This is a genomic window from Flavobacterium sp. C3NV, assembly GCF_046825355.2.
Taxonomy (GTDB): domain Bacteria; phylum Bacteroidota; class Bacteroidia; order Flavobacteriales; family Flavobacteriaceae; genus Flavobacterium.
This window is the reverse complement of the sequence record NZ_JBKQBJ020000014.1, coordinates 33,883-49,646: the sequence shown is the minus strand read 5'-3', so window position 1 is coordinate 49,646 and position 15,764 is coordinate 33,883. Positions and strand designations below refer to the sequence as shown.

Genomic DNA, 15,764 nt, shown 5'->3' with positions numbered 1-15,764 from the left:
AATCAAACAAATAGAATTAACAAAAATTTCATATTAAATTTAAAATCCAATCGAATTGCCCCAAAATTTGAATTTATTCAAATAAAGAGTAAATTTGCTTGATTAACTAATATTAACAGAAAATGAACAAAAGAGTTGTTATCGTTTCTGCCGTTAGAACACCTATCGGAAGTTTCATGGGAGGTTTATCTACCGTACCCGCACCAAAATTAGGTGCTGCCGCTATTAAAGGCGCACTTCAAAAAATTAACCTTGACCCAAAATTAGTTGATGAAGTATTCATGGGGAATGTGGTACAAGCAGGAGTTGGACAAGCTCCAGCACGCCAGGCTGCACTTTTCGCAGGTCTCTCTGAAGAAGTTGCTGCAACAACAGTAAACAAAGTTTGTGCCTCTGGAATGAAAGCAGTAATGTTTGCTGCTCAGGCCATCGCTTGTGGCGATGCCGAAATTGTCGTTGCCGGTGGAATGGAAAACATGAGTTTGATTCCGCATTACGTGCAAATGCGTAACGGAACTAAATTTGGCCCTGCAACAATGCTTGACGGAATGCAAAAAGATGGTTTGACAGATGCTTACGATAACAACGCAATGGGAGTTTGCGCTGATTTATGTGCATCTGAATACAACATTAGCCGTGAAGAACAAGACAATTTTGCTATTCAGTCTTACGAAAGAAGTGCAAAAGCATGGGATGCCGGAAAATTCGACAACGAAATTGTTCCTGTAGAAGTTCCGCAAAGACGTGGTGAACCAATCATCGTTTCTAAAGACGAAGAATACACTAATGTAAAATTGGATAAAATCCCTTCATTAGCAGCTGTTTTTACAAAAGACGGAACTGTTACTGCCGCAAATGCCTCGACAATCAATGACGGAGCTGCAGCGTTGGTTTTAATGTCTGAAGAAAAAGCAATCGCATTAGGGCTTAAACCCCTAGCCTACATAAAAAGTTATGCCGATGCTGCTCAGGAACCAAAATGGTTTACAACGAGCCCTGCAAAAGCATTACCAAAAGCCTTAGATAAAGCAGGAATTGCAATTGGCGATGTTGATTATTTCGAATTCAACGAAGCATTTGCCGTTGTTGGATTAGCCAATTCAAAAATCCTTGGTCTTGATAACAATAAAGTAAACGTAAATGGTGGAGCTGTTTCATTAGGTCATCCACTAGGATGTTCGGGAGCCAGAATCATCGTAACTTTACTAAATGTTTTAGAACAAAACAATGCCAAAACCGGAGCTGCTGCAATTTGCAACGGTGGTGGCGGTGCATCAGCAATTGTTATCGAAAGAGCTTAAATAATATTAAATTTGGAGTTATTTACAAAAAAAATAACTCCAAATTTTAAACTAATAAATTACCCTAAATGTTCGGAATTTGCAATCTAGCCATAGTACCCGTTCGATCTGAGCCAAGTGACAGAAGTGAAATCGTGACACAACTTTTGTTTGGCGAACACATCGAGATTTTAGAACGCCAAAATCAATGGGCCCGAATAAAAATGCAATTCGATGACTACGTAGGTTGGGTAGATTCGAAACAATATCAGGTAATTTCAGAAGCAAATTATAATCAGCTAAGCAATGAAGCCATTATTTTGAATGCCGATTTGATTGATTATATCAGCGCACCAGAAAATTTATTATTACCAATTCCGCTTGGTGCATCTTTATCTTTTTTGAATAATAACGAAATCAACACTGCTAATTTCGAATTCGAAGGCACAAAAACAAGTGGCGTAAAACCTAAAAATGCTTTAATAAACACCGCTTTCATGTACTTAAACGCACCTTATCTTTGGGGCGGAAAAACACCTTTTGGAATCGACTGTTCCGGTTTTACCCAAATGGTATACAAACTAAACGGCTACAAAATTCACCGCGATGCCTCACAGCAAGCGCTTGAAGGAGAACCTTTAAGTTTTATTGAAGAAAGCGAGCCGGGAGATTTAGCCTTTTTTGACAATGACGAAGGAAACATCATTCACGTAGGCATCATTATGGACAACAATTACATCATTCACGCAAGTGGAAAAGTCCGCATTGACCGTTTAGACCACTTAGGAATTTACAATCCTGAATTAAACAAACACACTCACAAACTACGTGTTATTAAAAAGATCATTTAATTTTCTTAGTAATCCCTTAAAGAAATAATACTTTGACAAAGCTTTCACTTTCTAAAACAGATTTTACAATTAATGATGTTACAATTCAATTTCCGATTGATATAGATAGCTTAAAAAAGATTTTGGGAGATTGCCGACATTTAAAAAAACAACATAACCATATTTATACCTGGGACGATTTTGGCATTATTGCATTTTCTAAAGAAGGAGTAAAAGCAGAAAATTTATTACTCGATCTGAATTATGGTAATTACGATTTTTGTTCGAAAAACCCATTTACAGGTCAATTCATTTTTGAAAATCAAGAACTATTTCAATTTTATCAATCCAATAAAAATCAACTCGTAAAACTTTACAAGGGAGATGATAGCGGTGCTTTTATTCTTAATGGCATAAGTGTGTGGTTCAATAAAGAAGATGATAAAATAACAGCTATTGACATTGCTGCATACGAGGAAAAAGAAAAGAAAGCCAAAACACCTATTGATCCCGAATTTAAGCAATTTGAATCATTATGGCAGGAATGGATTACTGAAATTAATAAAATCGTTGCAACTGATAATGATTATTACAATCTTACAAACGGTATTTCTCCAGAAGAATTAGAACAACATTCAGTCTTAGAAGATAAAAACACCATTCCGCCCGCACTTCAAAATTTTTACAAAGTTCAAAATGTAGAATACGATGCCGTAACTTCTGCTTTTCAGTTTTTGATAAGCAATTGGACATACGATCTTATTCCTTTTGAAGATATTGCAGAAGAATGGAATTCGATACAAGATTTACAATTTGACGAAGACGATCTTCCCGAATTAGAAATAGACTTAGAAAAAATCAAGACAGACAATTACGCAAATCCAAAATGGATTCCGTTTGCAACAGGACGAAATGGAGATTACTTACTCTACGATACAGATCCGGCGGAAAAAGGAAAATTCGGCCAAATCATAGAACTTCAAAACGAATCCTGGGAACGAAACATCGTGGCTGAATCTTTAGAAGAGCTTCTAAAAAACGAAATCAATAACCTGAAAACCGGCAAAAACCAGCATTTCGATTTTATAATCGGCAAAGAAGAAATAGATTAAAAAAATATTTTTTTTTAGCCCCAGATTATAGGATTAAAAATGATTTTAAAATCTGTGTTAATCAGTGGAATCAGTGGCTAAAAAAATCCGCGATAATCCGTGTTTTCGCTTGCGAATCCGTGTCATTCGCGTGCCAATTCATCACGCACTAACACGTATCACTTTCCTAAATTCCGAAGGACTATTCCCTCTCTGTTTCTTAAAAAATTTATTAAAGTGACTTTCATCTGTAAAGCCAAATTCATACGCAATTTCGTTAATACGTTTGTCACTAAATTGAAGTCGATGTTCAATCAGTTTCGTTTTATAATTGCTAATATATTGCTGCATGGTTTCATTAGCATGTTTCTTAAAATAACGGCCTAAATATGTATTCGAAATACCAAAATACTCACTAAGAGATTCCGCTTTAATCCTTTCCGGATAATAAATATTGTTCTGAATATATTGCAAAATATCCATCGCTTTAGCCTCGCAACCAATATTTACCTGTTCCGGTAAATACTTCGCAATATTTCTCGCAACCACAATAATCAGGGTATTCACCAATTGCTGAATCAATTCTTTATTATAAACATCCTTGTCCTGACGTTCGCGAATAATCGCTTCTACCATCACTTTTACCAAACATTTATCAGCTTGATTCTTTAAAATACAACCCGGCTGATGATTCGCATTTTGTAGAATATATTCTAAACGCTGAATATTCTCATTCTGCAAACTCGAATTCTTCAAATAAATATCATTAAACCTCAAAAAGAAAAACTTTGTTTCCGTTTCAATTGTAAAATTATGACAATCCTCAGGCGTCAATAAAAACATATGTCCGGCATCATATTCAAAAATATTTTTATTGATACATTGCCTTCCCGTACCCTCTAAAATATACACCAATTCAAAGAAATTATGACGATCTCCCACATCCGGATATTCATCCAGGGTTTCAAAAGAAACCGTAAACGGCTCGTATAAATTTTCTTTTTTCATAATAGTCTTTATTAATTCGGCTACAAATTTACATAAAAAAGACAAATATATACAACTTAAGACTCTTAAAAATGGTATAATTTTGCCAAACAAATTTTAAGGATCAAAAATATAATATTATGGAATATAGAAAATTAGGTAACACTGAACTTGAATTATCAACTATTACATACGGTGCATTTGCCATTGGCGGAAACATGTGGGGCGGAAACGAAAAGAAAGATTCAATCGATTCTATTCACGCTTCAATCGATCACGGCGTGACCACAATCGACACCGCTCCTTTTTACGGATTCGGTTTAAGCGAAGAAATGATTGGCGAAGCATTAAAAACACAAGACAGATCAAAAGTTCAACTATTAACCAAATTTGGTTTAGTTTGGGACGGAAGCAATAACGGAAAAGGAGAATTCTTTTTTAATGCCGAAGACAACGGAAAAGAAATTCCGGTTTACAAATACGCTTCAAAAAGCAACATCATCAAAGAAGTCGAAGATAGCTTAAAACGTCTTCAAACCGATTATATCGACTTATTGCAAATTCACTGGCCAGACGCTACAACACCAATAAGCGAAACAATGGAAGCTTTGGAAACCTTAATTCAACAAGGAAAAATCAGAACAGCCGGAGTTAGTAATTATAGTGCAGAACAAATTCAGGAAGCGCAAAAAACAATACAATTAGCCTCAAATCAGGTTCCGTTTAGCATGCTAAATCGCAAAATAGAAACCGATTTAATTCCGCTTACACTAAAAGAAAACATCGGAATCATCGCTTACAGCCCGATGGAAAGAGGTTTATTAACCGGAAAATATTTTACCGACAGCAAACTAAAAGACAACGATCACAGAAACGGATATTTCGGTCAGTTCGATCTTCAAAAAGTAAAAACTTTGGTCGAAGAATTAAGTTCATTAGCAAACGCAAAACACATCACAATCTCACAATTGGTGTTACGCTGGACCACTTTACAAAAAGGAATCACGATTGTTTTAGCCGGAGCCAGAAACGCAGAACAAGCCATTTCGAACGCAAAAGCAATGGATTTTGATTTATCAATTTTAGAATTAGATTTTATCAATCAGGCTATTTCAAAAGTAAAATAATCGAATTCTTAAAAAATATTTAAACACATAGAAACATAGCCATTAGGAATGTAAAAAGGCGTTTCACTTGTCTAAATACACATAGTCAGCACAATTTTGTCATTCCGAGGAACGAGGAATCTTCGTGAGAAACTCTACAAAGATTGGTAATTTACTGTACGGAGTTACTTGTGAAGATTCCTCGTTCCTCGGAATGACAAACTGAGAGAACAGTGTTTGAGAAATCAGTTCAAAACCTATGTTTCTATGTGTTTAAAATTCTACGCATAAATAAAAAACAATAAAAATAATTAGGGTGTGACCCGCAGAAAAAGCGGGTCGGGCTATTCGTTGCAATCTTTTATGCCGAACCCCGGCACAAAAGGATTTCCACTGCTATCCCTCACACTCACGAATTCATAAGAAAACAAGAAAATGAAAAAAATATTTATCATCAACGGAAGTCAAAATTTCGCGCATTCAGGCGGAAAATTCAACGAAACCGTTACTGACTGGACAATCGAATACTTAACCAACACCAAACAATTCGAAATAAAAACAACCGACATCAAACAAGATTTTGACTTAGACGAAGAAGTCGAAAAATTCGTTTGGGCAGATGTTATCATTTATCACACACCAGTTTGGTGGTTTCAGTTACCCAATCTTTTCAAAAAATACATCGACGACGTTTTTACAGCCGGACACAACAAAGGAATTTACAAAAGCGACGGAAGAACCAGAACAAATCCGGACATTAATTACGGAACCGGTGGACAATTACACGGACGCAAATACATGCTTACCACAAGCTGGAATGCGCCTGCAACCGCTTTTACACTTCCGGGAGAATTTTTCGAAGAAACATCTGTAGATGATGGAGCGATGTTTGGTTTCCATAAAATGAATAAATTTACAGGTATGGAAAAATTAGACGGTTTCCATTTTCATGACGTTGAAAAAGGTGCAACTGCAGAAAACATTGACATCTTTAAAGAAAATTACACCAAACACTTAGAAAAAACTTTTAACTTCTAACCTTTAACTTTTCACTATTATGATCTCAATTACAGCACTATTCAAAAGTAAACCAGAAAATAAAGAACAACTACAAAGCATGTTAAATCATTTGGTCACCGAAACCAGAAAAGAAGCAGCTTGTGTACGTTACGACCTTCATCATTCTGAAAATGTTTTTATCATTTGGGAAGAATGGCAGGATCAATCAGGACTAGACATTCATAATAATCAACCCTATTTATTAGATTTTATCGCCAAAAGCGAAAGTTTAGTTTCAGCACCTATTCAGGTTTACAAAACGGTTCAAATATTATAATTCAAAAAATGAAAGCACTTTTCACAAACACATACGAATCTGATTTTGTAACCACAGAAACAGCAAAACCAACTCCAAAAAAAGGAGAAGTTTTAATAAAAATCCACGCAAGCGGCGTTAACCCAATCGATAACAAAATCAGATTAGGACTTTCTCCTTACGCATCGCCCGTTTTACCTGCCATATTAGGAACAGATCTTGCCGGAGTTATCGAAGCAATTGGCGAAGGCGTTACTAATTTTAAAGTTGGCGACGAAGTCTACGGACTTGCCGGAGGCGTTCTTGGAGTTCAGGGAACTTTAGCCGAATACACAGCTGTTGATGCTGATTTATTGGCCATAAAACCAAAAAACCTAAGCATGAAAGAAGCCGCTGCAATTCCGCTAGTCTTACTTACCGCTTGGGAAGGTCTGATTGACAGAGCCAAAGTACAAAAAGGCGACAAAGTTTTGGTGCATGCCGGAGCTGGCGGCGTTGGTCATATGGTCGTTCAGCTTGCTAAAATTTTTGGTGCCGATGTTTATGCAACCGTTTCTGAGCAAAAATCAGCAATTGTAAAAGGATTTGGAGCAACACCAATTGATAAAAACACTCCCGTTGAGGATTATGTAAATCAATATACAGACGGAAAAGGATTTGATCTTATTTACGACACCCTTGGTGGTCAATCACTTGATGATTCTTTCAAAGCCATTCGTCATTACGGGCAAATTGCGAGTTGCTACGCTTTCGGGACACATACTTTAGCAACAAGTTCGCTTCGTTCTGCCAGTATTCATGGTGTTTTTGTTTTACGCGCCATGATTGGTAATGAAAATGAAGGAAGAAAACACCACGGAGATATTCTAAAACAAACCACTAGACTGATCGAAGAAGGAAAATTAAAACCTTTAATCGACCCAAGAAAATTCACTTTAGACAACGCTATCGAAGCTCATAAAGCCGTAAGTGATGGTTCTGCAATTGGTAAAATTGTTGTAGATATCGTTTAAGTTTTTTTTGCCACGAATTACACTAATCAACACGAATTTATTTACTCTTGATGCTTTAAAATTAGTGCAAATTCGTGTAATTCGTGGCAAACTATTATTTAATCCCGCCGAAAGCGCCAAAGCACATATTCTTGTGTAAAATTTCAACACTTGTAAAACCCACTTTTTTCATTAAATCCAATTGGTAATTCATAGATCTTGGCGTGTCTTCTTTTTCTACATAATCGAAAACTTTCTGGCGATATTCTGCCCCGCCAATTCCTTCTAAATAATCGCCATAACGCTGCCAGGTATATTCGTTCAACAATTCGGTATCCTGCGTAATCAAATCCGAAATCATAAAACATCCTCCGGGTTTCAGTAATTTGAATATTTTAGCAAAAGTCGTTTCCCAATCCTGATCATCACGTAAATGATGCAAAACCGCGCCGGCCAAAATAATGTCAAAATGATTTTCCGGCAAATCTACTTCGCGAATATCACCTTGCTTCACTTCTACTCTTCCATTCGTTGCTTCTGATACTCTTTCAAAAGCCCTGTTTAACATTGGCAAACTCAAATCGACCAAAGTGCAATTCAAGTTAGGAACTTTCGAAAGCATTTTTAAAGTATAATTTCCTGCTCCACAGCCAATATCCAGAACGTTTTTCGCATTAGGAACAATCCTTTTAGAAGCTTCCGTAATTAATTCTAAAGAAATAGTAGCGTCGATTGTCGCGACTTGTCCGGTTTCTAAGTTTGAAAATCTTTCGACATCATTATCGAAACGTTCTCTGATTTCTGTAATAGTTGATTTTTTCATAGTTTTTGTTTGTTTTTTGGTTTCACGCAGATTTAAAAAAGATTAAAGCAGATTTAAAATGATCTTTTATTTTCAAATCGGCACAATTAAAAATAAATTTGTGTTAATCAGCTTAAATCTGCCAAAATCTGCGTGAAACAATTTTTTATCAAAACTAGTATTTTGATATATACTTCAAAAATACTTATTTTGTCAATTATTAATACCTAATAAGTATTTATGGAATTACGACACTTGAAATATTTTTTGGCTGTAGCCGAAGAATTAAACTTTACCAAAGCCGCTGAGAAACTCTTTATTTCGCAACCGCCTTTGAGTCGCCAGATTATCGAATTAGAAGAAGAAATCCAGGCACGCTTATTCATTAGAAATAATAAAAAAGTCGAATTAACCGAAGCCGGAAAATATTTCGAAAAAGAAGTAAAAGCACTTTTTCAGAATCTGGAACGCATTACAATTAAAACAAAAAAAATAGCAGAGAATGTTTCCGGCGAATTTAGAATCGCTTATATCAGTTCGATTTATTCTTCTGTAATTTCAGAATTGATTAAACATTTAAAAGATCAATTTCCGTATGTCAATTTCAAGCTTTTTGAAGTTTCAACAACCAAACAAATCGATGCTTTAGAACAAGGAAAAATCGAATTGGGAATTATTCGTTCTCCCATAAAATCACCTAAAATAAAATCGCAATTGTGGTTTCAGGACGGATTTTCGGTTGTCTATAATAAGAGTTTAATTCAAATTAATTCTGAAAAAGAAATCCCGAATTTAAAGGACGAAACTTTTGTGTTTTTCAATAAAGATTACGCGCCGCATTATCATGAAGTTTTACTGGAACTTTGTGCATTTTATGGCTTTACGCCAAAAGTTGTTCACGAATCCAACAACATCAACTCAATTGTACAACTGGTCAAAAACGCATTAGGGATTTCGATTGTTCCGTCTAATATTGCGAGAAATAATAAGGATTCTGAAATTGGTTTTATCGAATTAAAAAAAGTTAATTTATATACTGATGTTTCATTGATTACTTCAAAAGAAGACGATTCTGAAATCACAAAATCTGCGGTGGCTTTTTTATTGAATTTTAAAAAGTAATCACAAGAGTTTCGCGCTAAGTTTGGCTTAAAAACAATCTCGCAAAGTCGTAGAGTCGCAAAGTTTTTTCTCCTTTTATGTCATTTCAACGAAGGAGAAATCTTCGCGAGAAGCTCGACAAAGATTGGAGATTTAGCATGTGTAGAATAGATTAAAATCCATCCCTAAAATATGATCCGTTCCTCCGGAACTCTTTATAAAATTCTGTAGGAATGATTTATTTTGTAGCGAGGGATTTTAATCCCTTGAAACGCAAAGTAACCCCAATCTTGTCATTTTGAGGAACTAGAAATAACAAACAGCACGATTAACCAGTACTTTAAAATAAACTTTGCGACTCTGCGACTTTGCGAGATTAATTTAAATTGTGGAAATCCGTAAAAAATAAAAACTTAAAGGAATTAAATTGCACATCGAAACACAAAGTAATTAGTGAAAATTCGCGCAATTCGTGGCAAAAAAGTTACAATTTATCACAAGTAATTTTCCTGAAAACAACGAACTTTTAAATACCTTAGCAGATTATTACATTACCTAAATAAAATCAATAAAAATGGCAGAGCAATCTTCAATTCAGTGCCCAAATTGCGGAACTACAATCGATGTAAATGATATTCTAAAACATCAATTGGAAGATAGTATTCGTAAAGAATTTCAACAAAAGGCAAATGCTCAGGCCAAAGAGCTGGAACTTAAAAATGAACAATTCGAAAAAGCAAAAACCGAATTTGAAGCCAAAAAGAAACAGGAAAATGAACTTTTTGCAGAACGTTTAGAACGTGAAAAAAAGGTTGCCGAAAAAGAAATTACCGAAAAAGTAAAAACTAAACTCGACGAAGAAAACAAAGATCGTTTGGTTGCGATGGAAAAGGAACTTTCTGAAAAATCAGAAAAACTTCGTGAATTAAATAAAATGGAAGGCGAAATTGCGAAACTCCAACGTGAAAAACTGGAGATGAAGGACGCCATCGAAGCTCAAGCTCAAAAACAGTTGAATGAGACTTTAGTTTTAGAACGTGATAAAATTCGCAAACAGGAAGAAGAAAAAAACGAGCTTAAAATAAAAGAATACCAAAAACAATCTGACGATCAAAAAAAGCTGATTGAAGAAATGAAACGCAAGCAGGAACAAGGTTCTATGCAATTGCAAGGCGAAGTGATGGAATTGGCGATTGAAGAATGGCTGGCCAATAACTTTCCGCTTGATAGTATTGATGAAATTAAAAAAGGTGCAAACGGAGCTGATTGTCTTCAGATTGTAAATACTCGCGAACTTCAAAATTGTGGTTCAATTTATTACGAAAGCAAGCGTACAAAAGCGTTTCAACCCGCGTGGATTGAGAAATTCAAAAATGATATTAGAACAAAAAGAGCGAATATTGGCGTTTTGGTTACCGAAGTTATGCCTGCGGGAATGGACAGAATGGGAATGCGTGACGGGATCTGGATTTGTACCTATGAAGAGTTTAAAGGTTTAAGCGCTGTTTTACGCCAATCGTTAATTCAGATTAGTCAGGCTGTTCAGGCGCAGGAAAACAAAGGCGATAAAATGTCGATGTTGTATGATTTCTTAACCAGCAACGAATTCCGTTTACAGATTGAAGGAATTGTAGAAGGCTTTACGCAAATGCAAGGTGATCTTGATGCCGAAAAAAGAGCGATGCAGCGTATCTGGAAACAACGCGAAAAACAAATCGAAAAAGTAGTTCATAATACGTTAGGAATGTACGGTTCTATTCGTGGTATTGCCGGAAATGCTGTTCAAACTGTAAGAGCTTTAGAATTAGATTTTATTGAAGAAGATAAAGAAGATCTTAAAGAATTGGAATAACAATGCGAAATGGCACGCAGATTAAACGGATTCGCTAACGCGAAAACGCAGATTTGCACGGATTTTGTTTTTTTTTTTCGCAACGTTTGTCATTGCGAGGAACGAAGCAAAACCATATACAGAATTTACGCAATCTTGTCATCCTGACGGAGGAAGGATCACACGCGAAGCTCCGTAAAGAAAATCGTAAATCTTTGTCGAACTCCTGGTGTGATCCTTCCTACGTCAGGATGACAAAACTACAGCAAAAAGGCTTCGCTATTAATTAGTCGAAGCCTTTTAATTTTAATTTACTTTTTTGAAAACCATCGTTGGTCCAAACTGGTTAGAAAGTGATAATCTTTCATTATCAATTGAGTAATTTGTTGTTGTTTTCAATAACTTCAAAAACTCTTCTTCTTTTTTAGCCGTCGGGCATTTTTTAGTTTCAGATGTAAGATTAAGAAACTGAATTTCTTTCGAGCCTTTAGAAAATAAATTTCCGTTGATTGTATTACATCCGGTAGAGCCCCTAAAAGTTGAAGATTTCACTTCAATGTTTGGAACACTTTTCTGAAAATCGACTGAACCTATTTTCTTTCCGTTTAATTCTTCCAGAGTCCACGTTTGCTGTAACTTCTTTTCAATTGTCTTTGAATTAACACTTGTTGAATTTCCGTCTTTCGTAGATTTACAACTATATGCCAATGATAAAGCGATAAATAACATTAAAATCCTTTTCATGAAAAATAATAATTTTATAAGTTTTAATTTACAAAATTATTTTATTCGTTAAGAAATAGAGATCCTAAAAAATTATTTTTTAAGCATTTTAAGACATATTTATATCCAAAATTAATCTACTTTTCTAAACACCAAAAGTTTTCCAGACGGATTAGAAAGCGTTAATCTATTATCTCCAATAGAATACGTAGTCGTACTTTGCAGTGCTTTTATAAATTGATCTTCTTTATTTCCCGGCGCACAAGCCATCATCGTAGCCACTACCTTAGAAAATCGGAGTAAATCTTTTTCATAAAAAATACTGCCACTAATCGCATTACATCCTCCGTAACCCATAAATTTATTTTCTGACGAATTGATTTCAATTCTTGGTAATTCCTTTTGAAAATCGGTTATAAAAACTTTGAATCCGTTTAGTTCTTCTAGCACCCAAATATCGTGCAGACGATAATCAGTATTATAATTTCCGCATCCGCTTAATTTTGTATCAGTAAGTTCGCTGTTATTTTTAATTTCAACTGAAACTTTATAGGGAGAAATTGCGCCCGACATCGAATTTTGACATTCTAATTGCTGAATCGTAATTGTCGCACTTGATGTTTCATTACTTACTTTATACATTTTTATATTAGCATCCATTGCTTTTATGGCTTCGGTTGCAGGGAAAGTAAGTTTTTCTTTTCCGGAAATTAAAGAGGTGAATTCAATATTCTCAGTTCCCATTTTTATACCCCAAAAAGGTTCGTTTCCGGTTCCAGTAAAGTAATATTTCATTTGATCTTCCTGAGCTCCATATTCAGAAGTAGTGCTTTTTGTATCTGAAGTTTTGCCTGTTGTAGATTTACAACCTACTATTAATAAAAGTAATAGCAAAAACGAAAGTGATTTTTTCATAGACTTTATGTTAAGAATATTCTATTTAAATAAAACATATATAAAATTCTTATGAATTTACAACATTTTTTTGAAATCCTTATTTAGAATCTTTTCAAATTTATAAAACTATAAGTTTCTGAATTCTTTCAAAACCCCCGCTACGTAAAAGATTACGATAAAATACGTAATAAATAATCCACTTTAATTCTAACAAAATAAAAGTATTACGTATTTTAATACGTATAAATACTTATATTTGCGTAGTAATACTTAATTAAAGAAATCATGATAAGAGTAATAGTAGTTGGAAACGGCATGGTTGGTTATAAATTTTGCGAAAAATTCATTGCAAAATCAGGACAGGAAAAGTATCAGATAACCGTTTTTGGTGAAGAACCAAGGCGTGCCTACGATCGTGTTCACTTAAGTGAATACTTTGGAGGAAAAACAGCTGACGATTTATCACTCTCAACAACCGAATGGTACTTAGAAAATAATATTACTCTAAACACTTCTGAATTAATTACAGATATTAATCGCTCAGAAAAAACAATACATACCCATTTAGAAAAAACTCATACGTACGATTACTTAGTTTTGGCAACAGGATCTTCGGCATTCGTTCCTCCTATTGACGGAGTTGAAAAAGAAGGTGTTTTTGTGTACAGAACTATCGAAGATCTGGATGCAATTATGGCTTACGCCAAAAAAATAAAGCAAAAAGGTGCCACAGAAGCAGCAGTTTTAGGCGGAGGATTATTAGGACTTGAAGCTGCGAAAGCCGTTCGTGATTTAGGCTTAAATCCGCATGTTGTAGAATTTGCTCCCCGTTTGATGCCGAGACAATTAGACAAAGGTGCAAGCGATATGCTGCAATCTAAAATCGAAGAGTTAAATATTGGTATTCATCTTAATAAAGCAACACAATATATCGACGGAGAAACATGTATAACGGGAATGATGTTTGCAGAAAACGAATTGTTAAAAGTTGACATGTTGGTTATTTCTGCCGGAATAAAACCTCGTGATGAACTGGCTAGAGTTTCAGGACTTGAAGTGGGTTTACGAGGCGGCGTTGTGGTAAACAATCAAATGCAAACATCAGATCCTTCGATTTTTGCAATTGGCGAAGTAGCACTTTATAACCAAAACATTTACGGACTTGTTGCTCCGGGTTATGAAATGGCCGATGTTGCCGCTGAGCAAATCTTAAATGGTTCTAAAACCATGAGAGAAACTATCGACATGTCGACACAATTAAAATTAATTGGCGTTGAAGTGGCAAGTTTTGGTGATCCTTTCGTAGAAAATAATGATGTAACTGCCATTATTTATGAAAATAAATTAAGCGGAATTTACAAAAGAATCAACGTTACCAAAGATTCTAAAACCTTATTGGGCGGGATTTTAGTTGGAGATTCCAGCGATTACAATTCTCTTTTTCAAATTTTTAGTAATGCCATGGCACTGCCAAAAAATCCTGAAGATTTGATTTTAGGTTCAAGAGACGGATCTGAAGGTTCTAGTTTAGGAAGCGTTCTTGATCTACCTGATACTGCAGTAATTTGTTCTTGCGAAAATGTTACCAAAGGCGCCATTTGCTGTTCACTTTTAGATGAAACTTGTTCTAACTTTTCAGATGTTGTCAAACATACCAAAGCAACTTCGGGTTGTGGCGGCTGTAAACCAATGGTTTCTGATTTGGTAAAAGCCACTCAAAAATCTCTTGGTAAAGAAGTCAAAGATGTTATTTGTGAACACTTTAGCTACACACGTCAGGAATTATACGATTTGGTTAAAATCAATAAATACGAGAATTTTTATGAAGTAATCGATCATCATGGCAAAGGCGATGGCTGCGAAGTTTGTAAGCCTGTTGTGGCTTCTATCTTCTCTAGTATTTATAATGATACTGCCAATAAACACGTAACAACTCAAGATACAAACGATAGATTTTTGGCCAATATTCAGCGTAACGGAACTTATTCTGTAGTTCCAAGAGTTGCCGGAGGTGAAATTACAGCCGAAAAACTAATCGTAATTGGCGAAGTGGCCAAACAATTTGATTTATACACCAAAATTACCGGAGCGCAACGTGTCGATTTATTTGGAGCGCATTTGAGTGACTTGCCAAAAATCTGGAAAATCTTAATCGATAATGGTTTCGAAAGTGGTCACGCTTACGGAAAATCGCTTCGCGCCGTAAAAAGCTGCGTTGGAAATGCGTGGTGTCGTTACGGAATGGATGACAGCGCAGGATTTGCCATCGAACTCGAAAACAGATACAAAGGAATTCGTTCTCCGCACAAACTAAAAGGTGGCGTTTCGGCCTGCATTCGCGAATGCGCCGAAGCCCGCGGAAAAGATTTCGGATTAATTGCCGTTGAAGGTGGATGGAATTTATACATCGCAGGAAATGGCGGTGCGAACCCAAAACACGCCGTTTTATTGGCTGAAAAAATCGACAAAGAAACTGTTATTAAATATCTCGATCGCTTTTTAATGTATTACATCCGTACTGCCGGCCCGCTAATCAGAACTGCAACCTGGTTGGATAAACTAGATGGAGGTTTAGAATATTTAAAAGAAGTAATCATCGAAGACAGTTTAGGAATCTGCGAAACCCTTGAAGCCGAAATGCAGACTCTGGTAAATACTTTTGAATGCGAATGGAAACAAGTACTCGAAAAACCAAGATTATTAAAACGTTTCAATCACTTTGTAAACTCTGAAGAGAAAGATGATAATGTTGTTTTTGTTCCGTTAAGAGATCAAAAAGCACCAAAAGCCTGGTCGTAAAGCTTTATAC

The 15,764-nt window shown here is 35.5% G+C and carries 14 protein-coding genes; 10 read left to right on the top strand and 4 right to left on the bottom strand.

The annotated features are described in order from the left end of the window. Positions 1-122 precede the first annotated feature (122 nt). The 3 genes from ACIDC4_RS18500 to ACIDC4_RS18490 all read left to right on the top strand — a co-directional run bounded on the left by ACIDC4_RS18500 (position 123) and on the right by ACIDC4_RS18490 (position 3,222). Positions 123-1,301: an acetyl-CoA C-acyltransferase gene (locus ACIDC4_RS18500; RefSeq protein ID WP_412042373.1), complete on the top strand. Its 1,179-nt coding sequence runs from the start codon at positions 123-125 to the stop codon at positions 1,299-1,301. A gap of 68 nt (positions 1,302-1,369) precedes the next feature. After that, positions 1,370-2,131, top strand: a complete 762-nt coding sequence (locus ACIDC4_RS18495) for a C40 family peptidase (RefSeq protein WP_412042374.1) — start codon at positions 1,370-1,372, stop codon at positions 2,129-2,131. 32 nt (positions 2,132-2,163) lie between these two features. After that, the gene (locus tag ACIDC4_RS18490) at positions 2,164-3,222 is read left to right on the top strand and encodes an SMI1/KNR4 family protein (RefSeq protein WP_412042375.1); all 1,059 of its coding nucleotides are present in this window, start codon (positions 2,164-2,166) and stop codon (positions 3,220-3,222) included. Positions 3,223-3,363: 141 nt separating this feature from the next. On the opposite strand, the gene ACIDC4_RS18485 is transcribed toward ACIDC4_RS18490, so the two are convergent. Further along, positions 3,364-4,209, bottom strand: coding sequence for an AraC family transcriptional regulator (locus ACIDC4_RS18485; RefSeq protein WP_230039761.1), 846 nt, complete (start codon positions 4,207-4,209; stop codon positions 3,364-3,366). Positions 4,210-4,328: 119 nt separating this feature from the next. Between ACIDC4_RS18485 and ACIDC4_RS18480 the strand changes: the two genes are divergently transcribed. The 4 genes from ACIDC4_RS18480 to ACIDC4_RS18465 all read left to right on the top strand — a co-directional run bounded on the left by ACIDC4_RS18480 (position 4,329) and on the right by ACIDC4_RS18465 (position 7,622). Next, the gene (locus ACIDC4_RS18480) at positions 4,329-5,315 is read left to right on the top strand and encodes an aldo/keto reductase (protein ID WP_412042376.1); all 987 of its coding nucleotides are present in this window, start codon (positions 4,329-4,331) and stop codon (positions 5,313-5,315) included. Positions 5,316-5,729: 414 nt separating this feature from the next. Next, the gene (locus ACIDC4_RS18475; protein ID WP_230039766.1) at positions 5,730-6,332 is read left to right on the top strand and encodes an NAD(P)H-dependent oxidoreductase; all 603 of its coding nucleotides are present in this window, start codon (positions 5,730-5,732) and stop codon (positions 6,330-6,332) included. Between the two features lie 19 nt (positions 6,333-6,351). Next, positions 6,352-6,630: a putative quinol monooxygenase gene (locus tag ACIDC4_RS18470; protein ID WP_412042377.1), complete on the top strand. Its 279-nt coding sequence runs from the start codon at positions 6,352-6,354 to the stop codon at positions 6,628-6,630. A gap of 8 nt (positions 6,631-6,638) precedes the next feature. Beyond that, entirely contained in the window at positions 6,639-7,622 is a 984-nt protein-coding gene (locus ACIDC4_RS18465) for a zinc-dependent alcohol dehydrogenase family protein (protein ID WP_488381157.1), read from the top strand. 94 nt (positions 7,623-7,716) lie between these two features. Here the strand turns inward: ACIDC4_RS18465 and ACIDC4_RS18460 are convergent, their stop codons facing one another. After that, a complete protein-coding gene (locus ACIDC4_RS18460) occupies positions 7,717-8,424 on the bottom strand; it encodes a class I SAM-dependent methyltransferase (protein ID WP_412042378.1) in 708 nt (235 codons plus the stop codon). 219 nt (positions 8,425-8,643) lie between these two features. Here ACIDC4_RS18460 and ACIDC4_RS18455 point away from each other — a divergent pair, with 219 nt between their 5' ends. Both ACIDC4_RS18455 and ACIDC4_RS18450 read left to right on the top strand, forming a co-directional pair. Next, a complete protein-coding gene (locus ACIDC4_RS18455) occupies positions 8,644-9,525 on the top strand; it encodes a LysR family transcriptional regulator (RefSeq protein WP_412042379.1) in 882 nt (293 codons plus the stop codon). A 553-nt stretch (positions 9,526-10,078) separates the two neighbouring features. Continuing rightward, complete coding sequence (locus ACIDC4_RS18450; protein WP_230039775.1) at positions 10,079-11,356, top strand: DUF2130 domain-containing protein; 1,278 nt, start codon at positions 10,079-10,081, stop codon at positions 11,354-11,356. A 285-nt stretch (positions 11,357-11,641) separates the two neighbouring features. On the opposite strand, the gene ACIDC4_RS18445 is transcribed toward ACIDC4_RS18450, so the two are convergent. Both ACIDC4_RS18445 and ACIDC4_RS18440 read right to left on the bottom strand, forming a co-directional pair. Further along, entirely contained in the window at positions 11,642-12,079 is a 438-nt protein-coding gene (locus ACIDC4_RS18445) for an META domain-containing protein (protein WP_412042380.1), read from the bottom strand. 111 nt (positions 12,080-12,190) lie between these two features. Next, positions 12,191-12,973 (bottom strand): META domain-containing protein, encoded by a 783-nt coding sequence (locus ACIDC4_RS18440; RefSeq protein ID WP_412042381.1) that lies wholly within the window; start codon positions 12,971-12,973, stop codon positions 12,191-12,193. Between the two features lie 267 nt (positions 12,974-13,240). On the opposite strand from ACIDC4_RS18440, the gene nirB reads away from it, so the two are divergent. Further along, positions 13,241-15,754, top strand: a complete 2,514-nt coding sequence (nirB, locus tag ACIDC4_RS18435) for a nitrite reductase large subunit NirB (protein ID WP_412042382.1) — start codon at positions 13,241-13,243, stop codon at positions 15,752-15,754. Positions 15,755-15,764 lie beyond the last annotated feature (10 nt).